Genomic DNA, 23813 nt, shown 5'->3' with positions numbered 1-23813 from the left:
CCAATACCGAAAGCTGCCTGCGCCTGGTCAGGGCGTTGGCCGTCGAGACCAATGAAAACTGGATGGAGGCCAACCGATACATCAACATGGACGACCTGCGCGAGCACAAGAAGCTCGCTCTGCGCCAAGCCGCATGACCAGCATCATGGCTGCCCCATTTTGCAGAACTTGACGCACACAACCCCCCGCGACAAAGGCTGCTGGGCCGTCGTAGCGCCGATCTGCTCCGGCATGGCCGCGTGAATGCCCGCTCGACTCCAGCAACAGCTTCATCCTTGGTTGCGACGTTCCCGCGCGCGCCGCCGTCATCGAGCGTATCTTACTCGCCTAACCCGGATCGTGCCGCGTCCGCTTTCCGGGACGCACGGATCTATGCTCAATACCTAATGTCAGGCGCGTACCTGAATTGGTCCTCGAGCCGAGATAGCGCGTTAGTCCATACCCGACATTGCGATGTCCAGAAATCGACCGTTTCGCGAACAGCGATGACTACTCGGAGCTGCTATCTCGTTTGCGCCACGAACTGTCCCCTGCCCTCAATGCTTCCAACGTCTCATTTGGGGGCCGATAACGGACTGACAGCTTCGAGCGTCGAGCCGTTGGGTTAGACCCTGACGCCGATGCGTGCGCCGACGGAATCTTCCAACAGTCAACAACGCCGAGCTAAGCGTCGAGCAAAACCGTCCCTCGCGGGCGGCTGCAACATGCCAGGACATAGCCGGCAGATTTCTCTTTAGCATTCAGTCCGCCTAAATCGTCCATGGTAACCTCGCCGGATAGTTTGGCTATTCGGCACGTTCCGCAAACGCCCTGCTGGCAGGCGGTTGGGATGTAGATGCCACAGTTCCGCGCCGCGTCCAGCAGGGTCTCTCCGGGCGCGCAGCGATGCTCCACACCCGAGCGGACAAAACGGACCGAAGACGAAATCGCCAAGCCCAATTCCGACCGAGAACCATTGCTGCCTCCGAAACTCTCCTCGTGATACTGCGCTGGCGGGAAGCCTATTGCATCAAGGCAGGCGCGTGCCGTCTTCATGTACCCTTCGGGCCCACAGGCAAAAACAGTGCGCTTTTGAAGATCGGGAACCAGGCTCAGCAGCATCCGACCATCAATTCGGCCGGTTGAACCCGTCCAAGCGGGACCTCCCTGGCCGCAAACCAAAGTCACTTGAACATTGGGAAAGCGAGCGGCAAGTGCTTCCAGTTCCGCTCGGAAGATGATGTCGCCTGGGGTTTTCGCGCTGTGAATGAAGCGGATCTCCCTGTCGTCTGCGCGGTCTGTAAGCGCACGCAGCATTGACATGGTCGGAGTCACGCCGCTCCCGCCCGAAAGGAAAACAGGTTTCTCCGACGGCAATTTATCCAGATTGAACGAACCGAGCGGCCCTTCGATCTCGATCTCGCTGCCCGGCGTCAAATGGTCATGGATCCAGTTGGAAGTGAGCCCGCCTTGCGTTCGCTTCACGGTGATCTGAAGATCAAGCGGTCGCGTCGGCGGTGACGATACCGAGTAGGCGCGCGTTATTGTGGCGCCGTTGATCCTGAGGTGCACGAGAACATACTGGCCCGCGCTGAAGCAGAACATCCGACCAGCGGCAGATGTGAGAACAAATGTTTTCACATCGTGCGTCTCGTCTATCACGCGACGGCAGAGCACTATATCTCGCGTCTTTTGTGCCCATCGCCGCTGACGCATGGTGGGCACGACATCTGAGGCTTGGATGGAGGCGTATGCATTCATCGTGCGGCTCGGCGTTAGGTCGAGCGAACATGCCAGTTCTTACCCCGCTGAACAGCAATATTATTCCAGCGTTATGATCGGGAATATCGATTTAAACCTCCAGCGACATAACAGCGAGATGGAGAGCACGGATGCCTTTGCGAATGATCGGTTCGTGTTTGCGGCGTGCCAGTATCGCCGTATGGACTGGCTGGTGCAAGGTCGGCGCTCCTTCGACCAGGAACGATGGAAGCTCACCGGTAAACCTGCGCGCATCATCGCTGCGCATGTAGCAAGTGCCGCCCGTTCGCCGGAGCATGATCTCCGCCAGAGCTTCCGATCCGGTCGAAAGTCGGCAGATCGCCAATTGGGCCAGCATCTCTGCGTGCGTTTTCTCCAGCACGACGGTGTAGCCTGGTCGGATGTAGGTGTCGGGATCGACGTCCGACAGGTTTCTGGCGGCAGTCGAAACCATTACATATTCCTCGACCATCAGGTGCTCGTATGCGATCTCAGGCAAGTAGCGGGGGGCATAAAGCACCGCGATATCCAGGTTTCCCATGCTGAGGTCGCTGACCATCTGGTTCGAATAATCCGACTCGACATGGATTGAGGACTTCGGAAGTGCTTGGCACAGGGTTTCGACCCACCCGGGCAGGACTGAGCGGGTCATGCCCACTTGGGCGGCAACGCGCAAGGTGCCTTCGAAACGGTTGAAGGCCCGGACATCGTGGCGAGCCTGCGACCAAGTGGATACCAGAGATCTTGCGTAGGCTTCGAACCGGCGCCCTGCGGCAGTCGGCTCTGCCCCGGCGCGTCCGCGTTGGAACAGTTCAGATCCGATTGCGCTCTCCAGGTTCTTGATGCGGGTGCTGATTGTCGATTGGGTTAAGCCCAACCGATCTGCGGTGCGATTGAAATTTCTCGATTCGATGATGTCGAGAAAGGTTTCGATGTGATCAAGCTGCATGGAAATCCCGATCGAAAAATTCGATCATGTTCCTGCCTACCATAAGCTTGATCAAACAATACTCAAGGGGGAAGCTGCACCAGATCATCGGCCGGCGCACCGCCGGGACGGGCCACGGAGCGGAACAAAGTGTTCATAGTTGATTGCGACTGTCACAATTACTGGTCAAGCGCCACCGTGTTGACGCCATACCTTTCCGGCTTGTGGAAAGACATGTTCACCGAGGGCGAGAAAACAGGTCCAGTCGGCGCATTTCCGCATGGCCATCGCCCCTGGTTTCATCCGCAGGACTTCTCCCGCAAGGACGTCCGTCCGAAGACGGAAGCCGACAATTATCTCATCATGAAAGAGAAGCACCTCGACAAGTACAAAGTCGACGTGGCGATCCTCACCGGCGATGAGCCGATCGAGGCGTCGACCCTCGCCAATCCTTACTATGCCAGCGCCCTGGTCAGCGCCTACAATGACTATCAGATCAACCAATGGCTGCCGAAAGACGATCGTTTCATGGGTTCGATCATCATCGCACCACAGGATCCGAAGCTCGCTGCCGCCGAGATACGCCGTCTGGGCAGTCATCCGCGTATGGTCCAGGTTCTCGCTTCCCAAGGGTCCGTCAAGCCGTATGGAGACCCGTTCTACCATCCGATCTACGAAGCTTGCGCTGAAGTAGGGTTGCCGTTCGCCATACATCTGGGCGGGCATGGCGGCGTGAATTCAACTGCCATTGCGCCTGCGCCCACGACATTCTTCTGGGAAACGCATGCCATTTTGCACATGTCCGCGATGTCGCACGTGGCAAGCATGATCGCCCATGGCGTCTTCGAGAAGTGGCCGGACCTCTACTTCGTGATCATCGAGTGCGGTGTCGCCTGGGTTCCGTCGGTCCTGTGGCGCCTGGATGCCGACTACAAAGCGCTGCGTAAAGAGACGCCATGGCTGAAGATGCTGCCATCGGAATATTGCCGGCGCAACATCCGCTTTTCCACGCAGCCGCTGGAGCAACCTGCAAACATCCAACATCTCTGGTCCACGCTCGAAGCCATGGACGGGGAAAACACGCTGATGTTTGCGTCGGACTATCCGCACTGGGATTACGACGATGCCAACACGCTGCAAATCCCTCCTGCCTGGAAGAGCAAGATCATGGGACTGAATGCGTTGGAAGTCTACAAACGCATCCCCCGTGCGCAAGCCGCGAATGCTGCCTGAGGAAGCATACGATGCCCGAGAAGACATATATCTGCCGCGTCGACGAGATCGAAACAGGATCTCCGTTTATCGCCAAGATCCGCAGCCTTTCGGTCGGGATTTTCCGCATCGGAGATTCATTCCACGCGCTGCTGAATGTCTGTCCGCACCGCGGCGCTCCACTTTGCGAGGGACCGCAATGCGGGACAACCGCGCCCGTTGAACAAGCGCAATTCATCTATCATCGCGAAAACGAGATCGTTCGATGCGCCTGGCATGGCTGGGAATTCGACATCAAGTCAGGTGAAGCCTTGGTCGATCCGTCCATTCGCGCTCGCACATTTCCAGTCACCGTCGAAGCCGGCAGCATCTATGTGACGGCCTGATTGGCCCAAAAGCCGATTGGGATTGGAAAAATTCGAAGAAAGATGGCCGAAGCCAACTAGCAGATTTGTTCGCAGGTGCTTGAAAAAAATAACGCGGAGAACTCCGCAATGGGAGAGTCAAATGTCAGAATCTGAATACAAGCTTGGTCTCGCGCAAAGCCTGGTCGGTGGCGGCAAAGTTTCCCGCCGCGACTTCATTCATCTTGGGATAGCCGCAGGCCTGACGGTCGCCGCCGCCGACACGCTCTTCGTCGCCAGGGCGCGTGCCGAACCGATGCACGGCGGCTTCGCCAAGCTCGGCATGGCTCATGGCGCGACGACGGATTCAATCGATCCGGCCGGCTACCCCGATACGTTCACACAAACCGCGTTTTCGGGCTCGCTATCCAACAGCCTCACTGAGGTCGACGCCAAAGGCAATGTCCAACCGGACCTCGCCGAGAGCTTCGAATCTTCGGATTGGGCCAAGACCTGGGCCTTCAAGCTGCGCAAAGGCGCAACCTTCCACAACGGCAAGACTGTGACGGCGGATGACGTCGTGACGTCATTGCAATATCACATGGGCAAGGACACAAAATCGGCGGCGAAGTCGCTGTTGGAGTCCGTCGCCGGGATCAAGGCCGACGGCCCGGAAACGGTGGTCTTCACGCTCAAGAGCGGCAACGCCGATTTCCCTTACATCATGAGTGACTACCATCTGGTCATCATGCCAGCCAAGGACGGCAAGGCGGACTGGGCTTCAGGGGTTCGCACCGGCGCTTTCCTCCTTGAGAATTTCCAGCCCGGCGTTTCGGCGAAACTCAAGCGCAATCCAAACTACTTCAAAAACGGCAAGCCCTATCTCGACGAGGTGGAATTCATCGCCATCACTGATCTTGCCGCTCGCATGGCGGCCTTGTCGACGGGCGAGGTGGACTATATCGGCCGCGCCGACCTCAAGACCCTCGGCATGTTGAAACGCAATCCGAAGGTGGAAATCGTCGAGGTCACCGGCTACGGACATTATACCTTGCCGATGAATGCCGCGATGGCGCCGTTTGATAATCCAGACGTGCGAACGGCATTGAAATGGGCGATCAATCGCCAAGAAATCGTCGACAAGATCTTTCTCGGCCACGCCACCGTGGCTAACGACAACCCGATCGCGCCAGCGATCAAATTCGCCAAGGATCCGCAACCGCAACACAACTTCGATCCGGAAAAAGCCAAGCACTACCTGAAAAAGGCCGGAATGGAGAACCTGAAGGTGGATCTCTCGGTCGCCGATGCCGCTTTTGCAGGCGCGGTGGATGCGGCTTCGCTCATTCGCGAGACGGCAGCCCAATGCGGCATCGACGTCAATGTCGTGCGGGAGGCCGAGGACGCTTATTGGGACAATATCTGGCTCAAGAAACCCTGGTGCGCATCCTATTGGAGCGGTCGAGCGACGGCCGACTGGATGTTCACGCAAGCCTTCGCCGCGGACTCCAGCTGGAATGAGTCGTTCTGGAAAAATCCCCATTTCAACGAATTGCTTGTTAAGGCGCGGGCCGAGACGGACGAGGCCAAGCGAGCGGGAATGTATGCCGAGATGCAGCAACTAACCCACGACGATGGCGGCAGCATCGTGCTGGTCTTCAACAATTTCGTCAGCGCCCAATCCAAAAAGCTCGCACATGGCGAAGTGGCGCCCAACTGGGAGAACGATGGACTGAAAATGGCCGAACGCTGGTGGATCGCCACGGCATGAAAAGGCGGCCGGGGCCACGATGGTTGTGAGGCTCCGGTCGGCTTGCTCCGAGTGCAGGACTGCCGCCCAAAGGGAGACGGCACTCACATGAACCCCGTCGCAAGAACGGTTCTGCAGCGCCTTGGCCTCGGCCTGGTCACTTTGTTCATCGTGTCCATCATCATCTTCTCTGCCATCGCGATGCTTCCGGGCGACTTCGCCAAGGCCACGCTCGGGCAGTCGGCGACGCCCGAAACGGTCGCCGCCTTTCAGCGGGAAATCGGCATCGATCGTCCGCCTGTCGAGCGCTATTTCGTCTGGGTCGCGCAAATGCTTCACGGCGACTTCGGCTCTTCGTTCGCGAGCCGCACCGGATATCGGCGTACCGTGGCCGAGATCATCGCGCCACGCCTCTACAATACGATGTTTCTTGCAGCGGTGACCGCGCTGATAGCGGTTCCGCTGGCGCTTGGGCTTGGCATTCTCGCCGCGCTGTACCGCAACGGCTGGTTCGACCGGCTGGTGAATGCCGTGACACTGACAACTATTTCGTTCCCGGAGTTTTTCGTCGCCTATATGCTCGCCTACCTGGTGATCTCGCGCGACACGTTCATTGCATCCGATTTCGCTCAATCCCTGCCCCATTGGCTCAGTATCTCACTGACTTGGGCACTCAATGCGGTTCCCAAATTTCCGACATTGTCGAATGTGAACGATCAGACCCCATTTTGGGAGCACCTCTGGAAAGTGGCGCTGCCGGCAATCACCCTTACACTCGTGATCGTGGCCCACATGATGCGCATGACCCGAGCGGCCATCATCAACATGCTCGCAAGCCCCTACATCGATATGGCGCGCCTCAAGGGAATGTCCCCGATGGTGATCGTGCTGAGGCATGCCCTGCCCAATGCCTGGGCTCCCATCGTCACTGTCGTGGCGTTCAATATGGCATATCTCATCGTCGGAGTGGTCGTGGTCGAGGTCGTTTTCGTCTATCCCGGGATCGGCCAACTGATGGTTGATGCGGTAAAATCCAGGGATGTTCCGGTTGTCCAGGCCTGTGCCCTGATTTTCGCCGCGACCTACATCCTTCTCAACCTGCTGGCCGACATTATTTCCATCGCCACCAACCCCAGGCTCTTGCACCCACGATGACCAGATCCCAATCTATCGCTGCGGTTCAGAGGCTGAGGCGCTCGCGTGCCAGCCGGGCGACAACAGCGCTGAAGAAGGCACCGCTTAGTGCATGGTTCGGCATCGTGGTGATCGTTGGCTACGTCCTTGTTGCGGTCTTCGCGCACTGGATAGCCCCATATGGCGAGACGCAGGTCTTCAGCGAAGCCTTCGCGCCGTGGAATCAGGAATTCAAATTGGGAACCGACCAGCTCGGCCGCGACATGCTCACCCGCTTGATCTACGGTGCGCGCAACACCATCGCTATCGCGGTCGCGACTACATTGCTCTCCTTCGCGGTAGGCGTGTCGCTCGGCCTCCTTGCCGCATTGTATAGGGGGTGGCTCGACCAGATCTTGTCGCGTGCGGTGGACGTGCTGATGTCGATCCCGAGTCTGATCTTCGCGCTGGTGCTTCTGTCGATCTTCGGCTCGTCGATCACCAGCCTGATTGTTATCATTGCGCTTCTCGATTCCACCCGTGTCTTTCGGCTTTCTCGCGCCGTTGGGCTTAACGTGGCCGTGATGGAATATGTCGAGGTGGCGCGATTGCGCGGCGAGGGACCGAGATGGATCATCGCCAATGAAATCCTTCCCAATGTCATGCCTCCACTGGTCGCCGAGTTCGGCTTGCGATTCTGCTTCGTGTTCCTGACAGTCGCGGCGCTGTCGTTCCTCGGAGTCGGTATTCAGCCGCCGACGGCCGATTGGGGATCAATGGTGCGCGAGAACGCAACCCTGATCACTTACGGCGATGTCACGCCGCTGCTTCCGGCCGGCGCGATAGCTCTTCTTACCGTATCCGTAAATTTCGTTGTGGACTGGTACCTGCACGCAACAAGCGGGTTGCGGGATGAAAAGTAGCGATCCAGGCTCACGCGAAAAAGGAAAGGATCTACTGCAAATCCGCAATCTGCATGTGGAGGGATCCTCGGACGAACAGTGGCATCCCATCGTCCGCGGGATCGATCTTACGCTGAAGCGGGGGGAGGTTCTTGGCCTAATCGGCGAGTCAGGCGCCGGCAAGTCCACCATTGGCCTTGCCGCAATGGGCTATGCCAAACCGGGCTGCCGGATCACACAGGGCTCGGTCCTGTTCGACGGGATTGATCTCCTGGCAGTCAATGAAAAGGGGCGCCGTCGTCTCCGGGGCTCCCGCATTGCCTATGTCGCGCAAAGCGCGGCGGCCTCCTTCAATCCGGCACATCGACTTTTGGAACAAACCATCGAAACCGCGGTGGCGCATGGAATCGTCAGCCGGGAAGAGGCGAACCGGAGCGCCGTGGATCTTTATCGGCGTCTTCAGCTCCCAGAACCCGAGAGCATAGGCTTTCGCTATCCTCATCAGGTCTCAGGCGGGCAGTTGCAACGGGCCATGACAGCGATGGCAATGGCTTGTCGACCGGACCTCATAATATTCGACGAGCCAACAACGGCGCTCGATGTGACCACGCAGGTTGAAGTCCTTGCCTCCATTCGCAACATCGTTGAGGAATTCAGTACTGCTGCAATCTACGTAACGCATGACCTGGCGGTGGTGGCGCAAATGGCGGATCGCATCATGGTTCTGCGACACGGAGTTACCGTGGAGGTGGCTGACACACGCCAGATGCTGGCCTCCCCCAGCCAGGAATATACGAGGACGCTCTGGGCAGTCCGCAAGCTCGCCAAGCCCGAAGTTCCAGCCGATGACTATCTCTTGACGATAGACAACGTCACCGCGGCTTATGCCGGAGGGGTCAAGGTGCTCCAGGATGTCTCCATCAAGGTTCCGCGCGGAAGAACAGTCGCTGTGGTCGGCGAATCCGGTTCTGGGAAATCGACGCTCGCTCGAGTCGTTACCGGACTCTTGCCGCCAAGTTCGGGTTCGATTTCTTTCGCAGGCCAGCTCCTTTCCAAGAGCCTGAAGGCGCGGCCCAAGGAGGTCCTGCGTCGCGTCCAGATGATTTATCAAATGCCCGACAACGCCCTTAATCCGCGCCAAACGGTCGAAGAAGTCTTAGAGCGGCCACTCGAATTCTACCTCGGCCTCAAAGGCGCGCAGAGAGATCGCCGGATAAGCGAACTTATGCACATGGTCGAGATGAGCGAGGATTTTCTGGAACGTCTACCTGGCGAGCTATCAGGTGGCCAAAAACAACGCGTCTGCATTGCGCGGGCATTGGCTGCCGAACCGGAGCTTATCATCTGCGACGAGATCACATCCGCGCTCGACCAAATTGTGCAGGAGGAGATCCTCAAGCTTCTGATGCGCCTACAGCGTGAACTCGGGATGAGCTACATCTTCATTACCCATGACATTGCCACGGTGCGCGCGATAGCAGACGAGATTGTCGTCATGCACGGCGGCAAAGTCGTCGAGCAGGGATTGAAGAGCGTGGTTCTCACACCTCCGCATGCCGCTTACACCGAACGGCTTTTGTCCTCTGTTCCCGAAATGGATCCTGACTGGCTGACAAGATTGCTGGCCAGTCGGAAAATCTGACAGGTTGCAAGGTGGTCAGGAATTAAGTCCCCGTCCGCCCATCTTCCACGTGCTTTGAAGGGCATGATCGAGCTCCACGCGCAGCGATCAGCGCGACTATTATGCACGCCTTCTGGAGAGGCCGGCTATCGTTGGTCCAGGATCATCAAGCTAGGTTTGGCGCTGAGACGTATCGGAAATTCGTTCGCGCACGGCATGCTCGGTCTTGTCTGCTGTGGACTTCACGATCTCGCCGAGCTGATCGGCTATCGTGTCTGCTTCCATATCTTGCCGGCCAGCTTCCTGCTTGATGGTCTCATAGGCGTCGGCGGCGACCTGCTTGGCCTCATCGAGGCCCCTGTCGAGCAAAGTTTCGGCGGAATCGCGAAGCTTGTCGCCATAGGCGCCTAGTTGCTCGTCCTCCGTTGCGGTATGGGGCAGAATTGCACCTATAGCGGCGCCGATGGCGAGACCGACGGCCGCAACGGCCAAGGGTTGATCCTCCAACAGATCTTGCGCGGAGCGGCTGGCTTTCGCCGCCATGTCCCCAGTCGTCGAGCTTGCATTGGCAGCGCTTCCCGTCAGACCCGCCGCAGCGGCTCTTGCGGTGCTCGATATGGTGTCGCCGACGCTGGCAGCGCTCGAGGAGAGCGATTCCGCGGCGTCGGAGAGCGTGCCGCCCAAGCCGCCGCGCTCCCCTGCTACATCATGTCGTCCCGGCGCTGAAGGCAATGGATAGCCAGCCGAACGGTGGGCGGTGTTTGAGGTACCGCTGCCGAACATCAGCCAGGCCAGACCTGCGCCCACCATGGTGACCGGCAAAGGATTGTCTCGGACCTGCGTTCTGAAATTGCTGAGCATGGCCGCGCTCTCCCCTCCCGAGAACAGCCCGGTGAACTCATCCAGCAATTGTCCAGGCGTCATCTTGCCTCGAATGGATTCGGCGGTCTCCATCACCCGAGCGCGAGCAGCCTCGGCCTCGCGTTCAAGTTCGGCTGCGGATTTCTCGTTCATCTCACCTGTTCCTTAATCGCGCTCGCGTCGCGCTTGAGCTGTCCCTGGGTCCGGTCGGGGGTAAGTTCCGAAGGCGCCATGCTGGCCGTCCCGGTCCGCAGCAGGATGACGCCGAGGACCGCCACGACCACACCGACCAGCAGGGAAGACCACCCCGCGCCAAGCCCTGCCCGCGTCAGCGCGATAATGAGCGCCTGCAGCAACACCAAGAGCGCGGCGAGCAGGCAAATCGCGCCGCCCAGCACTTCCGCGGCACCTGCTCCGGCTTTGGTAAGCTTTTCAGAGAGCTCGGCCCGAAACAGCCTCGCCTCGGTTTGCACCAGAGTGGTGACATTCTGGGCCAAATCGGTGACTAGCCCGGCAAGGCTGGGATTGTCCTGGTTGTTCATCTGTCCTGCTCCGCGATCTGCGTGGCCCCATCATCGCCGACCACGCCAAGATCTTGTGGACGATCAGCGGACCAACCCTGTGGCTGATCGGTGTGTGATCTGAGGCCTCCCGGAGCGGCCTCAGAATCGGGCGTTGCCGGCGGAGAAGCCTTGATGAACCGCCCGAGAGCCAATCCGGCCAACACCGATCCCGCAAGCAGGACACCGGGATTTTGCCGGCCGAAGGACTGCACGTCATCAAGGACTTGGCTAAAGGGCTTCTGTTTCAAGGACGATGAAAGCCGCTCAAGGCCACTGGCAGCATCCAAAGCGAACTTCGATGCGTTCCTTTCATCGTTGCTGGCAAGGTGATCGCTGGCCGCTCGCAGTGCACCACCCAACGCCGCCAAGCTCGATCCGATGTCGCGCTGCGCCTCCTCCGCCTTGTCGGAGATGACCTGCGTGGCTTCAGATGCATAGTCGCCAGCCTTACGGGTCACCTCGTCCCGCGCGTCGTGAAGCAACTCGCTGGCACGCTCATTTTCCTGGCGAAGTCTGTCGGAGACGTCGCTTTTCGCCTTGTCGAAATCGGTGGGCTGTCCGCCCTGATCGTTCTCATGCTGCATGAGGCCACCTAGTGAAAACCGAGGAAGGAGAGGACCGCGAGCACGACAACGATAAGGCCGATAAGATAGATGACACTGTTCATGTGCACGTCCTCCGTAGCTTTCCAACTTCGACGAACCTGCGATGTTCCGTAAGTGAGAGCATTTATCTCAGCCGAAACGAAGAGCTTCGTCAGGCACGCACCCAGTCACCAGTGAGTTGCCCTGTCCCTCGTGCGGAGCGCCAGTTGCTCCGTACGAACGGGTGCGCCCGACATGGTTGACGCGATCCCAAAGAAAACCGGAAGAGCGGACTTGGATCGCTTGACCTGGGCAAATATGATCCTGACGCCTTGCAGAGGGACTGGATGGAAATCGGTCGGGTCGAGCGCAAGCTCTCGGCGATCCTTGCGGCTGACCTCGCCGGGTACAGTCAACTGATGGGCGCTGACGAAGAAGGTGCCCTCGAGCGCTTGAACAGCCATCAACGTGACCACCTCGATCCCTGTATTGCCACGCATCGCGGCAAGATCGTCGGCGACATCATCGAATAGGACGGTCACGTCTTGGGCGCGGGGGTCAACATCGCCGCGCGTCTGGAGAGGATCGCCGAGCCTGGCAGGATCTGCGTTTCCGAACGCGTGCAGGAACATGCAGCGGGAAAGATCGGCCTGCGCTTCGAGGACTCGTGACAGTCCGGGAGTGCCCAGAATTTTGCCTGGTATCGTCGCGCCTCATCCATTCGGCCCAGCAGAGCATTTTGCGCGAACATAACAGCCTGAGGGCTGGCCGTTTGGCGACGCCCGCTTTTGGTGAATGGACTGAACCGGGGAACCGACTGTCATGAGGCGCGAAGCCGCCGTTCGCGTCGTGAAAGACATACCTCCACATCGGTGAGATTGTGGAATAGCGGTGACCAACCTGGACTAAGATCTAGGGTCAAAGGGGGCGCTCACGAGCCGCCTAATCGATAGACCGGGATGCCGAGCTTGCGGGCCTTGTCGGCGAGGTTCTCCTGAATGCCGGTGCCGGGAAAGATGATGACGCCGATCGGCATGACCGCCAACATCTGGTCGTTGCGCTTAAAGGGAGCGGCCTTGGCGTGTCTGCTCCAGTCGGGCTTGAAGGCGACCTGCGGCACCTTGCGATGATCGGCCCAGCGGGCGGCGATCTTTTCAGCGCCTTTGCGTGATCCGCCGTGCATCAGCACCATGTCGGGGTGCTTGGCGCGGATTTGGTCGAGCTTTGCCCAGATCATCTCGTGATCGGCGGTATCGCCGCCGGAGAAGGCGATCTTGGGGCCGGCCGGCAACATGACCTCGGTTTCCGCGCGCCGCCTGGCCGCGAGGAAGTCGCGGCTATCGATCATTGCGGCGGTGAGATGGTGGTGGTTTACCATCGACCCCGTGCGCGGTCGCCAGGCAGAACCGGTGTACTGATCGTAGTGTTCGGCGGCCTGGTCACGCATGAGCTCGAAGGCGCCCCGCCGTTCGATCATGGTCTGGCCCTGGGCGGTGAGTGTCTCGAGTTCAACCGCCTTGATCTCGCTGCCATCCTGTTCGCGCTGCAGACAGCGCTGGGCCTGCTCGTTGTCTTCCAGTTGCCGCTCGATCCGTTGTACAGCTCGGTGGAAGACATTGGTGAGGGACCAGAGCAAGTCATCGAGGTCGGGTTCGAGGCGCGTGTCAGCCAGGGTGACGATGAGGGCGTCAAAGATGTCGGCCACGGCTCCGGCCACTTGGTCGCCACCGGGGAGCGGTCGCGGATCGGGCTCGTCCGCAAATGGTCGCCAGCCATAGAGCTGGAGTTCGGTGAGGATGTGATCGGTCGCAGAAGCGGCGTGGTGCGGTTCAGTGTCGTCGTGCTCTCTCATGGGGATACTCCCGTCGGTTTGACCGCGACCCTCGCGGCCTTCATGGCGACGAGAGCCCACGGGCGGGACGGTCCGACACCCGCAGCGATGCGGAGGGCCGGAGCGCAGCGGAGGATGGCGGCGGCCGACTATTTTGCCTCGCGATGGAAAGGCGTCGCGCCCGATCGCTGCCATTCGCGACCAGTCGCGCGCGCCGGAAAATAGTCGGCCGCCGCCATTGCCTGGCCGGCCAGTTCGTGGGCCGATCGCCCTCTCGAAGGCCGGGTCTCGGCTCTCTGCCGGCGGGTCACTCATCCATGCGCCGCACCGGCACCGTGCGCCGCGCGCTTCCCCTCCCGGCTCATGCCGCCTGTGTCAGATATCGGATGCGATCTTTGCGCATGAGCTGGTCTGCAATCGAGGCCCGGAAGGCCGCAAGTCCGAAGCGGCTGAGGTCTTCGTTGAAGTCTTGCATCGCTGGCGACAGCACGATTGCATCGATTCCGGCGTCCGTCGCGCGCTCGAGCAGGTTGTCGCGGGCACCGTCACCGGCCGGATCGTTGTCGCGGATGACATAGAGCCGGCGCAGGGTTGGCGGGAACAGGATGGCGGCTAGATGGGCTGCCGAGAGTGCCGCAGCCATCGCCATATCGGGCAAGGCGCATCTGAGCGACAGCGTCGTCTCAATGCCCTCGCCTGCCGCCATGACGCTGCCGGGTGCACCGAAGCGGACGGCGTGACCCAGAAGGTCACCCATTGCGCGACGCGGCGTGTCGACGAGCGCCTTGCCGGTGCCGTCCGGTGCGAGCCAGGTGCGGTGCGCGCCGGTCAAATGTCCATCAAGGTCGGTGACAGCAGCGATCATTGCCGGCAAGGTCTCGGTCGGTCCATGATCGCCGGGCCGGTAGTAGCAGCGCGGATGGAACCGCAGCGATCCGGTGCCGGACAAAGTCGCAATGCCACGTCCACGCAAATAGGTTTCCACGAGGGTGCCGATAATGGGCTTCGACATGGCGACCAGTCGGCGAGCCGCTTCCGGAGATCCAATGGGGACCTGCGTGATCGGCGCGGCCGGTCGGGGTGGCATGGCATCTGGCATAGCGATAAACAGGCGCGCCTCATCGGCGACGTCCCGGAAGTTGACCAGTCCGAGGGATTCGCGGATGACGTCGAGCAGGTCGCCATGCTCGCCGGTAGCGGCGTCGGTCCATTTGCCTGGCGGTCCCTTCGGGGATGGCTGCAGACGCACGAACGTCGAGCGGCCCGGCGCATTGCGGACGTCGCCGACGCTCCAATAGTTGCCCTGGCGACGGCCATTGGAGAGGTAGTGGCGGCACACCGCCTCGGCATGTTCGGCGAGGCGGTGTGCGAGGTCGGATGCAGCGTGACGCGGAATCATGCAGCCTCCCGCTCACTGACCCGCTCGATTGGGAAGCGGTCGAGCACGCGCTCCAGCACGGCGAGCCCGTTGGCGTCGATCGGCACGAACATCCTGAGCTTCCACGAAATGATCTCGTGGAAGAGACCGTAGGCGGTGAGGCGCTCCCGCATCATGTCGGTGAAGCCCGACAGTTCGATGCGCCACGCGCCCATGACGCGGCTGCGGCGAAGCTGGAGACCCTCGGCGAGATCAAGGATCGTCCGCCCGTCGATCAGCGCCGCGAGCGCCTGCTCGGGCGATAGCGATGCGACGCCTGTCGCCGTGGCGTTGGCGGCCCAGGCCGGCGTGACAAGGCGACCAATTATGCGCTCGCCCTCGTCGGTCTGAAGTCGAAAAACGCGGGTCGACTCGTTTGGCAGACGCTTCCAGATCGGCAACAACAGGCCCGTCACCATGTGCAGCACGGCATCGGCAAACTCGGGAGTCTCGGCGACCTCCGCATTCCATGCTGCAGCGAAAGCTTCACGGTGGGCCTCGACCCAGCGGGTTTCGCCCATAGCCTTGAGCGGCATGTTCTGGCCTTCCATTGGCCGGATCAGGCGGACCCGCGGCTCGATCTCGCCGTCGTCGAGCATGATGCTGGTGGTTGGGATCTGCACGGCGGCGCGGCCAGATTGCTCGTTGATCAGTAGGATGGCGCGCAAATCGCGAAGGTGATGGAGCGCCGCATCGAGCATGACGGGCCGATTGCGCTTGCGCTGGGTGATCGTCAGCAGCCGCGTTTCGGCGCCGGTGCGCGGATGGGCGTAGATGACCTGCCGGTCGGTGATGACGAAGCTCTCGGCCCGCAGGGTCTCCAGCCCGGTGTCATAGGTGCCCGAGGCGATGGCGCCACCGATCCGAGCGGCCAGAAGCTGCTCGAAGGCGCCGAACAGCACGCCCTGCACTTCGATGGTCAGCGCCAACAGGCGATTGAGGAAGGTGGTGATCGGCGGCAACTCGTCCTTGATGCCGTTGTTGTCCATCAGCTTGAGACCGGTCGCCGCCTCGAAACGCTGGAGTGTGCAACCCTCGACCTTGCCGCGTACGATCAGGAGATAGAGCTGCCGCAAGGCATCGCCGGCATAGTGGCTTTCAAGATTGTCCTCTGGCCGGAACAGCCCTTGGCCACCGGTCTGGCGCTGGCCGCGCGTGATTGCGCCCAACGTGTCGAGACGGCGGGAGATCGTCGAGAGGAAGCGCTTTTCCGCCTTCACATTGGTCGAGATCGGCCGGAACAGCGGCGGCTGCGCCTGATTGGTCCGATGCGTGCGGCCCAGGCCCTGGATGGCGGTGTCGGCCTTCCACCCGGCTTCGAGCAGATAATGCACACGCAGCCGCGTGTTCCGTGCCAAGAGTTCGGCATGGTAGGAACGACCCGTCCCGCCGGCGTCGGAAAACACCAGAACGCGCTTCTGATCGTCCATGAAGGACTGCGCCTCGGCCAGATTTGCCGACCCTGCTCGGTGCTCGACGACCAGGCGGTCGCGCTTGCGCACGATGCGGCGCGAGCGGCCAGTGACTTCGGCGACGAGGTCCGCGCCGAAATGTTGGACGATCTGGTCGAGCGCGCCGGGGACAGGCGTCAAGCTGGCGAGTTTCGCGATCAGCTCGTCGCGCCGGGCGACCGCCTCGCGGCTCTCGACCGGCTGGCCATCGCGGTAGACCGGGCGCGACGACAGATTGCCCTCCGAATCCGTGAAGGGCTCGTAGAGCTGCACCGGGAAGGAATGAGCGAGGTAGTCGAGGACGTATTCGCGCGGCGTGATATCGACGCGAACATCGTTCCATTCCTCGGTCGGCAACTCGGCCAGCCGCCGCTCCATGAGCGCCTCACCCGTCGAGACGATCTGGACAACGGCCGCATGGCCCTCCTCCAGATCGCCGGTGATGGATTTGATCAGGGTCGGTGTCTTCATGCTGGTCAACAAATGGCCGAAGAAGCGCTGCTTGGCGCTTTCAAAGGCGCTGCGCGCGGTCGACTTGGCCTGGGCATTGAGCGTGCCGGTGCTGCCGGTGATGTTGGCCGCCTGCATCGCAGCATCGAGATTGTTGTGGATGACGCCGAAGGCCCCAGCGTACGCGTCATAGATGCGGACCTGTTCGGGCGTCAGCTCATGCTCGAGCAGTTCGTATTCGACACCGTTGAAAGAGAGCGAGCGGGCGGTATAGAGGCCAAGTGCCCTGAGGTCGCGTGCCAGTACTTCCATCGCCGCCACGCCGCCAGCCTCGATCGCCTCGACGAACTCGGCGCGGGTCGAGAATGGAAAATGCTCGCCGCCCCAGAGGCCGAGCCGCTGGGCATAGGCGAGATTGTGCACGGTGGTGGCGCCAGTCGCCGACACATAGACGATGCGGGCATTCGGCAGGGCGTGCTGTAGCCTCAGGCCGGCACGGCCTTGCTGGGAGGGAGCGGCGTCGCCGCGTTCGCTCTTGCCGCCACCGGCATTTTGCATGGCGTGCGCCTCGTCGAAGATGATGACCCCATCGAAATCCGGACCCAACCATTCGACGATCTGCTTGACCCGCGAAAGCCTCTCGCCGCGATCGTCGGACCGCAGCGTGGCATAGGTGGTGAACAGGATGCCGTCCGCCAGCGTGATCGGCCTGCCCTGCGGGAAGCGGGAGAGCGGGGTGACCAGCAAGCGCTCCATGCCGAGCGCGGACCAGTCGCGCTGCGCATCCTCGATGAGCTTGTCTGACTTGGAGATCCAGACGGCCTTGCGACGGCCCTGCATCCAATTGTCTAGGATTACGGCGGCGGACTCGCGGCCCTTGCCTACACCGGTACCGTCGCCGATCATGAAGCCTTGCCGGAAGCGCACGGCCCGCGCCGCGTCATCTGCCGCCGCGCTAATTACGTCAAAGGTATCGTCGAGCGTCCAGGCGCCGGCGAGATACTCGGCGTGAGCATCGCCCGCATAGATGACGGTCTCGAGCTGCGCGTCCGAGAGCAGGTCAAGGACGTTCTTCGGCAGGCGCGGCCGATAACTCGGCTTGGGCGGCGCGACCGAGGCCATGGCCGCCGATTGCACGAGTTGGGTGGGGTGCGGCTGCGCGCCGGGAATGCGGATCGCCTGAAGCGCGTAGTCCTCGTAGATGGCGTCGCTGATGTGGCCGCCCTCGGCGGCCTTCCAGTCGAGCACCTGATAGGCGAGCTCAACGGCATCGGGATCAGTGAGCGGTGGCCGCGGTGTTATTCTTGCCGTGGGACCAAGATAGCCGCGCACTGTGCGGGGTGCGGCCGACGACGATGTGGGAGTTGCACCTGCGGGTATGGTGACCGGCAGCCGTGCCGGCACATGCTCGCCGACCCATGCGATCAGCGTCGCGGCATCCGGGGCAACGCCCTGATCTGCCGGGAACACGTCCGGATCGTCCGCCGGCACCCGGTCGATGACGGTGAGGCGTGTCGGAAAGGTCGTGCCATGCTTGGCGTAGGCCGAGCCGTCGATGGCGGCGGAGAAGACGATGCGGCCACGTTCCTGCAGGCGAGTAAAGGCGGCGGTCCAGGCCGGGTGGTCGGGCGCGAAGTTCGCACCGGTAATCGTCACCAGCCGCCCGCCGGGCGCAAGGCGCGCCAGGGCCGAGGCGATGTGCCGCCAGGCCGCGTCGGCCATGCGGCCCTCGACGTTGGCCATGACCGAAAAGGGCGGGTTCATCAGCACCACGCTCGGCACGGCGCCGGGATAGAGATGGTCGTCGATCTGGGCGGCGTCGAAGCGGCTGGCGCAGACGGCCGGAAAGAGGCCGGAGAGAAGTGCCGCGCGGGTTTCGGCAAGCTCGTTGAGAATGAGCGAGGCGCCGGCTATCTCGGCCAGGATGGCGAGCAGCCCGGTGCCGGCGGAAGGCTCCAGCACACGGTCGGCCGGCGTGATGGCAGCGGCCGTTGCGGCGACCATGCCGAGCGGAATCGGCGTCGAGAACTGCTGGAAGGTCTGTGCTTCTTCGGATCGGCGGGTATGCGTCGGCATGAGCCGGGCGATCTTCGACAATGCTGACAGCCGGAGAGCCGGAGACGCGGCCTTGCGGAACAACGCCTTTCCGTACTTGCGCAGGAAAAGGACCGTCGCAGCCTCGCAGGCATCGTAGGCCTGCTTCCAGTCCCAGGCGCCGGCGGCGTCGGAGGCGCCGAATGCGGCTTCCATCGCCGCGCGCAACTTTGGCGCGTCGATGCTGTCGCCGCGCTCGAGATGGGGAAGCAGAAGGCCGGCGGCGGCGAAGATAGCGCCGGCTGCACCGGTTTGGGGGAGCGGGAGCGGCGCGGCTGCGGGAACTGCCACAGCGGGCGAGATCATGTACATGGTGTGAACCTCGGGAGAGCGGGGACAGGATCGAGCCGCGCGGCGCTCTCTCTGGACCGTGCGGATTCAAAACCATCCCGGCTCGCCTCTCCCTCTCTGGCCTCCACCGAAGCCAAAATGAAACAAGCGCCCCGCCATGAGGTGGAGCGCTTGCCGGTATCAACCGATCTCGATCATATTCCGCCGTCAGGCCCCGACTTCTGTAGGAAACCATTGGCGCTGTCGGGATCGGGCGGCAGGTAGGCATCATAGGGATTGCCGTCGGCAAGATGAGCGAACGGCGTGAACTCGTAGTGAAGAAGAAAGGGCCGAGCGACCCGCGCCACTCCGCCGACGGTGCTATCCGGCGGCGACCGCGTGTGCGGCAGTCTCATGGGTGGCCGAGCCGTCCTCGTCATCACCGGCCAGGAATTCGGGGAGGTCAGCTTCCTCGCCCACATTCGGCCGGGCGGCGTCATTGCCGCGAAGGCGGAGCGGTTCGGGTAGCCAGCCACTATCGGCCAGGAGGCGCTCGGCCTCTTTGGCCATGTCGGCCTTCTTGAGATGGTCGATAAGCTGGGCGGCCTGGTCGCCGGCGCCTTCGCGCACGGCTTCAAGAATGCGGGACTTGGTGACGCGACCGAGATAGTTATCCACCGTCGGCCGCCAGCCGGCATCTACCATGTCAAGCCCGGTGGCACGGGACAACCGATCGGCTTCACGCCGGCGCTGATCGAGTCCATGCTGGGAAACGCCGCTGCCGTAGGGATTGGGTCGTTCGAACAAGGCGTTGATCCCATAGCTGACGCAATGCGCCAGCAGCGTCTGCCGGCTTGCTTCATCGAGTCCGTCGAGCCACGCCCATAGGGCCTCGTCGTCATCCAGTGGAATGTCGCTCTTCCATGCCTCATGGCGCTCATGGACGGCCTTGGCCGCAGGGCTGTCCTTGAGACCGACGTCCTGCCACGGCAAGTGGACATGTCGGACGAAGGCCTCGACGCAGCCGATGGCGGAACGCTGACCGAAGGTGTCGAGGACGAGCCGGTGCAAGAGCGCCGTGATGGCCACATGCCGGTTCTCGGCCAGTGCGTTGCGCAGCGCCAACGTGCGATGGGCAGTAAGTTCGATGACCAGGCGCTCGGGTAGCGGCTTGATGGTGTCGCCGTCATCCTCCTCAGGCTCGGACGCCTGCGCGCCGATGGTGATAATCGCGCGGGCCGAAGGATTGTGTCTGCTGTCTTCGTTCTCGGTGGCGCAACCTGGCTCGGCCGAGTGGCCGTCGACCGCCTGCATCGCTTCGTCCTCGGGGCGCACATGGGCCCGATCGACGACGAGATCGCCATCACGATCGATGCTGATGAACACACCGGCGCGGGCGATCTCGGCCCCATCGTAGTGCATCGGCCGGCTCTCGAAGGCCTCAAGCGCGGTCTCGATTTGACCGAGGCGCTGATCGACATCGTCGGGGAGTTCGTCGGATTCGCCATACTCGGCTTCCAGCCGGTCGTACTCCGCTCGCAGGGCTTCGCGTTCCGCCCGCTCCGCGTCGGTCAGACCGACGGGGGTGCCAGCGATTGCCCGCAGACCGTGATTGTACCCGTAGGGCAGATCGGCATCGACCACGATCCACTTCCAGCCCTCCGCCGCGATTTCGTCGGCGATCGACTTCAGCCTATCGCCGACCAAGCGGTCGAGCAGAGCGGGGTCCTGCAGCCAGCCGCCATTGTCGGCCTCGAACAGGTCGCGCAGCACCACGCCGCCGGCAGCGACATACGCGTCGACACCGACGAACAGCGCCCGGCGATCGCTTGCCCGCACAGTGGTCTCCGTCAGCAGGCGCCGGATCTGCTGCGGCTCCTTCGACCAGGAGTTTTCGAGCGCCTCCCAGACCTGCTCCTGACGGGCGTGATCGTCGGTCACGGTGAACGCCATGAGCTGCTCGAGCTTCATGCCATCCTGCTCGTAAATCTCCTGCAGCTTGGCCGAAACCCTGGCCAGCCTGAGGCGCTGCTGCACGAATGTTGCGGAGACGAAGAAGCGTGCGGCAATCTCCTCATGGCTCGCGCCCTGGTCATGAAGTGTCTGGAAGGCGCGAAACATGTCGAGCGGATGTAAATCTTCGCGCTGAAAATTCTCGGCCAGCGAGTCCTCCTCGATCGGGACCGCGCTGTGGGCGTCGCTTATGACGCAGGGAACTGGCTCGGTCTTGCTCATGCGCTTCTGCTTGACCAGCAGTTCCAGCGCGCGATAGCGGCGCCCGCCAGCCGGCACCTCAAACATGCCGGTCTCGTTGCCCTCGCCGTCCAACACTGGCCGGACGTTGAGGCTCTGGAGCAGGCCGCGCCGAGCGATCGACGCGGCGAGGTCCTCTATGGTTTCCCCGCGCTTGATGCGCCGGACATTGGACTGGCTCAGCATCAGCTTGTTGAAGGGGATGTCACGTGAAGCGTTGAGGGTGATCTTCTGCTTGGGCGTAGCCATGTGGACTATCTCCGCGACGGGCGGCCGAAACTCTCTCGTCCTCCAAACCCGTCAAAAAAGACGGGCGCAGCCCTCTCACTCTGAGGACTGAGCCGCACCGAAGATCCAGAGGTGGGGACAGGGCCGCAGACACGACTGCGCATCTGCGGCTTGCGGATTACAAGCTGAGATCTCACTCGCCGTCTCGGCCAGATTGGCCGGCATGGTCGAGTTGCGTTCGGGGTCGCGAAGGTTTCCGCCCCGGCGGACCGCCTCTGCCCAGACGGAAATCGGCAGGTCGGTGCCAAAGAGCATGTCCCGCTCGATGCCGATGCCGAGAGGCAGCCGGATCGACGTCATCTCGAGCGCGGTTGCGAGCCAATTCCTTCGCCGAGTTGATTTGAAGAGCTTCACCACCCGTACGTGTTCGGCGTCGCGATCGCGGCTATTGGCGAGCAGGCACGCGCAGTTCCTCGGTGAGAACGATCATGCCGCCCTCTTCTCGATTTCGACCTCATCGACGCTGGCGGGCCCTGCCCTGGTTCCGTTGTCGGGTTGCGGAAGGAAGGCGAGCAACCAGTCGGCTGCCTTGCTGGCTTGGGAGGCGGCACGCACGATGGCTCGGTTGTCTTCGCGCAGGACGTCGAGCCAGGAGGCCAGGTAATCGGCGTGGCGCACGGTCGGCGCAATACCTCGCGAGGCGCAGCAGAAGGCTGCGTTCATTTCGGCGACCAGTTCCTCGAAAGCATATCGCTTTGTGCCGAAGGCGCCGCCGAGGTCACGGCCGACGCGGGAGGGATGGCCGGTCGCATGGCCAAGCTCGTGCAGGGCGGTGCGGTGCCAGTCAATGGTCTCGAAATACGCCTGCGGAGGCGGCACCTGCACGTAGTCGTGCGCCGGCACATAATAGGCGCTATTGCCGCCGATGCGGAAATCGATCCCTGTCGCCTTGATCAGTGCCTCGACGGCCGGTTCGATCAGTCCGGGCTCTGGTGCGGGCGGAAACACCGCCAGATCGTCGGGCAGATTTTCGCATTGCGCGACGTTGAAGACGGTGAAGCGCTTCAGAAACTGTATGGCCCGTGCTGCCTCGCCGGTCTCCCGCGCGCGTTTCTTCTCGTCGTCAGGGATGAAGCGGTCAGAATAGACGACGGTGGTCCGTGTTCGCCCTTGCGGACATGGCCGCCCAGCGATAGCGCCTGGCGGAAAGTCAGCCAGCCCTGGACGGGAAAGCCATGCTCGACGACCGCACCCCAAAGGATCAGCACGTTGATCCCCGAATAGGCACGGCCAGAGGCGGCATTGGCCGGCATGGCGAGGGGTGCTTGCGCCGCCGCCGTGCCCCAGGGCACCCAGGGAAAGCGCCCAGCCTCCAGCTCGGCGATGATCTTGTTGGTGATGTCATCATAGAGGCTTGCCCGGTCGGCGCCGGCGCGAGCGTAATGTCTGGACATCGGGTTTCTCCGCGACGGGCGCCGGAGGCCTCTCCTCCAGCTCTCAACCCGTCACGGCAAACCGGTCCGTACTCTCGCTCTAGAGGCTAGCCCAGGCCTCGAGGGGGACGCTCCCGGACTTGGGGCAAAGGCGGTCCGCGCCAATCAGTAGTGTCGCTGACCTATGGTTATTGCTGCCGGACTGCGTGCCGAATGCGGTCGGTAAGCGTTTGTGCGACGTCGAAATAACCTTCCCAGGCTTCGCGCAACTGAGCCCGCGCGGCGGCGGCGAAGACATCGAAGCCGTTGGCGTTTTTCGCAGGTGGGCAACTCATCCCAGCTGACAGGCACCGCGCACGACGCCCCCGCGCGTGCCCGAGTCGACCAGGGGCAGATTGCAGTGGAGCCCTGGCCGTTGCGCAGGTAATCGAGAAACATTCGGCCCTTGCGCTTCGCCTTGCTCATATTGGCGACGAAGCGCAACGGATCTGTACGGGCCAGCAGTTCGGCGAAGTCCTGGCAGAAGCTCTTGACCTCGTCCCAGTCTGCCTCCGGGAGGAGCAGGACGACCACATGAACGCCCTTGCCGCCGGACAGCAACGGCCACGACTGCAATCCAAGCGCTTCCAGAATGCTCCGAATGTCGAGGGCTGCCTGCTTGACGGCAGCAAAGCCCAAGCCCTGTCGGGGTCGATGTCGAAGATCATGCGGTGCGGCAGATCCGGCTGCTGGCGACGGCTTCCCCAGATGTGGAATTCGAGCACGTTC

Annotated in this window: 17 protein-coding genes and 4 pseudogenes; 7 read left to right on the top strand and 14 right to left on the bottom strand. The window is 61.9% G+C overall.

The features are described 5' to 3' along the window. Positions 1 to 137: pseudogene (locus NKJ75_RS05215) on the top strand (IS256 family transposase); the annotation flags it as partial. A gap of 526 nt (positions 138 to 663) precedes the next feature. Here NKJ75_RS05215 and NKJ75_RS05210 read toward each other — a convergent pair. Together NKJ75_RS05210 and NKJ75_RS05205 are read right to left on the bottom strand one after the other, a co-directional pair. Beyond that, positions 664 to 1740, bottom strand: coding sequence for an FAD-binding oxidoreductase (locus tag NKJ75_RS05210; protein WP_031204576.1), 1077 nt, complete (start codon positions 1738 to 1740; stop codon positions 664 to 666). 91 nt (positions 1741 to 1831) lie between these two features. After that, complete coding sequence (locus NKJ75_RS05205) at positions 1832 to 2689, bottom strand: LysR family transcriptional regulator (protein ID WP_023673822.1); 858 nt, start codon at positions 2687 to 2689, stop codon at positions 1832 to 1834. A 129-nt stretch (positions 2690 to 2818) separates the two neighbouring features. On the opposite strand from NKJ75_RS05205, the gene NKJ75_RS05200 reads away from it, so the two are divergent. From NKJ75_RS05200 to NKJ75_RS05175, 6 genes are all read left to right on the top strand, one after another. Beyond that, positions 2819 to 3901: an amidohydrolase family protein gene (locus tag NKJ75_RS05200; RefSeq protein WP_031194312.1), complete on the top strand. Its 1083-nt coding sequence runs from the start codon at positions 2819 to 2821 to the stop codon at positions 3899 to 3901. 11 nt (positions 3902 to 3912) lie between these two features. Then, positions 3913 to 4266 carry a Rieske (2Fe-2S) protein gene (locus tag NKJ75_RS05195; protein WP_023673824.1) on the top strand — a complete coding sequence of 118 codons (354 nt, stop codon included), beginning with the start codon at positions 3913 to 3915 and terminating at the stop codon, positions 4264 to 4266. A 121-nt stretch (positions 4267 to 4387) separates the two neighbouring features. Next, positions 4388 to 5995 (top strand): ABC transporter substrate-binding protein, encoded by a 1608-nt coding sequence (locus NKJ75_RS05190; RefSeq protein ID WP_352463813.1) that lies wholly within the window; start codon positions 4388 to 4390, stop codon positions 5993 to 5995. Positions 5996 to 6082: 87 nt separating this feature from the next. Next, positions 6083 to 7129, top strand: coding sequence for an ABC transporter permease (locus NKJ75_RS05185; RefSeq protein WP_023673826.1), 1047 nt, complete (start codon positions 6083 to 6085; stop codon positions 7127 to 7129). Then, positions 7126 to 8010 carry an ABC transporter permease gene (locus tag NKJ75_RS05180; RefSeq protein ID WP_023673827.1) on the top strand — a complete coding sequence of 295 codons (885 nt, stop codon included), beginning with the start codon at positions 7126 to 7128 and terminating at the stop codon, positions 8008 to 8010. The genes NKJ75_RS05185 and NKJ75_RS05180 overlap by 4 nt, the downstream gene beginning before the upstream one ends. Next, on the top strand, positions 8000 to 9631 hold the full coding sequence (locus NKJ75_RS05175; protein WP_023686074.1) for an ABC transporter ATP-binding protein: 1632 nt from the start codon (positions 8000 to 8002) through the stop codon (positions 9629 to 9631). The genes NKJ75_RS05180 and NKJ75_RS05175 overlap by 11 nt, the downstream gene beginning before the upstream one ends. Before the next feature lie 150 nt (positions 9632 to 9781). On the opposite strand, the gene NKJ75_RS05170 is transcribed toward NKJ75_RS05175, so the two are convergent. The 12 genes and pseudogenes from NKJ75_RS05170 to ligD all read right to left on the bottom strand — a co-directional run bounded on the left by NKJ75_RS05170 (position 9782) and on the right by ligD (position 23809). Then, positions 9782 to 10564, bottom strand: a complete 783-nt coding sequence (locus NKJ75_RS05170; RefSeq protein ID WP_352499263.1) for a hypothetical protein — start codon at positions 10562 to 10564, stop codon at positions 9782 to 9784. A gap of 56 nt (positions 10565 to 10620) precedes the next feature. Further along, complete coding sequence (locus NKJ75_RS05165; protein WP_023693628.1) at positions 10621 to 11013, bottom strand: phage holin family protein; 393 nt, start codon at positions 11011 to 11013, stop codon at positions 10621 to 10623. Continuing rightward, complete coding sequence (locus tag NKJ75_RS05160; RefSeq protein ID WP_352499262.1) at positions 11010 to 11618, bottom strand: hypothetical protein; 609 nt, start codon at positions 11616 to 11618, stop codon at positions 11010 to 11012. Before NKJ75_RS05160 ends, NKJ75_RS05165 begins: the two co-directional genes overlap by 4 nt. 188 nt (positions 11619 to 11806) lie before the next feature. Beyond that, entirely contained in the window at positions 11807 to 12250 is a 444-nt protein-coding gene (locus NKJ75_RS05155) for a hypothetical protein (protein WP_352463833.1), read from the bottom strand. Positions 12251 to 12549: 299 nt separating this feature from the next. Beyond that, positions 12550 to 13470, bottom strand: coding sequence for a DUF2493 domain-containing protein (locus NKJ75_RS05150; protein WP_023690439.1), 921 nt, complete (start codon positions 13468 to 13470; stop codon positions 12550 to 12552). Between the two features lie 340 nt (positions 13471 to 13810). Further along, on the bottom strand, positions 13811 to 14848 hold the full coding sequence (locus NKJ75_RS05145) for a DUF7146 domain-containing protein (protein ID WP_352499261.1): 1038 nt from the start codon (positions 14846 to 14848) through the stop codon (positions 13811 to 13813). After that, positions 14845 to 19173, bottom strand: a complete 4329-nt coding sequence (locus NKJ75_RS05140; RefSeq protein WP_352462980.1) for a strawberry notch-like NTP hydrolase domain-containing protein — start codon at positions 19171 to 19173, stop codon at positions 14845 to 14847. Before NKJ75_RS05140 ends, NKJ75_RS05145 begins: the two co-directional genes overlap by 4 nt. Before the next feature lie 173 nt (positions 19174 to 19346). After that, positions 19347 to 19466 (bottom strand): annotated as a pseudogene (locus tag NKJ75_RS32830) (DUF6117 family protein); the annotation flags it as partial. 46 nt (positions 19467 to 19512) lie between these two features. Next, positions 19513 to 21633 carry a ParB/RepB/Spo0J family partition protein gene (locus NKJ75_RS05130; protein WP_352462979.1) on the bottom strand — a complete coding sequence of 707 codons (2121 nt, stop codon included), beginning with the start codon at positions 21631 to 21633 and terminating at the stop codon, positions 19513 to 19515. A gap of 75 nt (positions 21634 to 21708) precedes the next feature. Next, on the bottom strand, positions 21709 to 22029 hold the full coding sequence (locus NKJ75_RS05125; protein ID WP_352462978.1) for a DUF2958 domain-containing protein: 321 nt from the start codon (positions 22027 to 22029) through the stop codon (positions 21709 to 21711). Between the two features lie 69 nt (positions 22030 to 22098). Beyond that, positions 22099 to 23066 (bottom strand): annotated as a pseudogene (locus NKJ75_RS05120) (ArdC family protein). Positions 23067 to 23210: 144 nt separating this feature from the next. Beyond that, a pseudogene (ligD, locus tag NKJ75_RS05115) lies at positions 23211 to 23809 on the bottom strand (non-homologous end-joining DNA ligase LigD). Positions 23810 to 23813 lie beyond the last annotated feature (4 nt).

This window comes from Mesorhizobium sp. M0058, from assembly GCF_040323095.1.
Classification (GTDB): Bacteria; Pseudomonadota; Alphaproteobacteria; order Rhizobiales; family Rhizobiaceae; genus Mesorhizobium.
The sequence above is the reverse complement of the archived record's forward strand: the minus strand, read 5'-3'. Positions and strand labels throughout refer to the sequence as shown.

Excerpts from the sequence above, each read along its gene's own strand:
- NKJ75_RS05150 (WP_023690439.1), bottom strand. The coding sequence starts at position 13,470 with ATGAGAGAGCACGACGACACTGAACCGCACCACGCCGCTTCTGCGACC.
- NKJ75_RS05140 (WP_352462980.1), bottom strand. The coding sequence starts at position 19,173 with ATGTACATGATCTCGCCCGCTGTGGCAGTTCCCGCAGCCGCGCCGCTC.
- NKJ75_RS05210 (WP_031204576.1), bottom strand. The coding sequence starts at position 1,740 with ATGAATGCATACGCCTCCATCCAAGCCTCAGATGTCGTGCCCACCATG.
- NKJ75_RS05145 (WP_352499261.1), bottom strand. The coding sequence starts at position 14,848 with ATGATTCCGCGTCACGCTGCATCCGACCTCGCACACCGCCTCGCCGAA.
- NKJ75_RS05155 (WP_352463833.1), bottom strand. The coding sequence starts at position 12,250 with ATGTTCCTGCACGCGTTCGGAAACGCAGATCCTGCCAGGCTCGGCGAT.
- NKJ75_RS05130 (WP_352462979.1), bottom strand. The coding sequence starts at position 21,633 with ATGGCTACGCCCAAGCAGAAGATCACCCTCAACGCTTCACGTGACATC.
- NKJ75_RS05190 (WP_352463813.1), top strand. The coding sequence starts at position 4,388 with ATGTCAGAATCTGAATACAAGCTTGGTCTCGCGCAAAGCCTGGTCGGT.
- NKJ75_RS05170 (WP_352499263.1), bottom strand. The coding sequence starts at position 10,564 with ATGGAGACCGCCGAATCCATTCGAGGCAAGATGACGCCTGGACAATTG.
- NKJ75_RS05195 (WP_023673824.1), top strand. The coding sequence starts at position 3,913 with ATGCCCGAGAAGACATATATCTGCCGCGTCGACGAGATCGAAACAGGA.
- NKJ75_RS05160 (WP_352499262.1), bottom strand. The coding sequence starts at position 11,618 with ATGCAGCATGAGAACGATCAGGGCGGACAGCCCACCGATTTCGACAAG.
- NKJ75_RS05165 (WP_023693628.1), bottom strand. The coding sequence starts at position 11,013 with ATGAACAACCAGGACAATCCCAGCCTTGCCGGGCTAGTCACCGATTTG.
- NKJ75_RS05185 (WP_023673826.1), top strand. The coding sequence starts at position 6,083 with ATGAACCCCGTCGCAAGAACGGTTCTGCAGCGCCTTGGCCTCGGCCTG.
- NKJ75_RS05175 (WP_023686074.1), top strand. The coding sequence starts at position 8,000 with ATGAAAAGTAGCGATCCAGGCTCACGCGAAAAAGGAAAGGATCTACTG.
- NKJ75_RS05180 (WP_023673827.1), top strand. The coding sequence starts at position 7,126 with ATGACCAGATCCCAATCTATCGCTGCGGTTCAGAGGCTGAGGCGCTCG.
- NKJ75_RS05205 (WP_023673822.1), bottom strand. The coding sequence starts at position 2,689 with ATGCAGCTTGATCACATCGAAACCTTTCTCGACATCATCGAATCGAGA.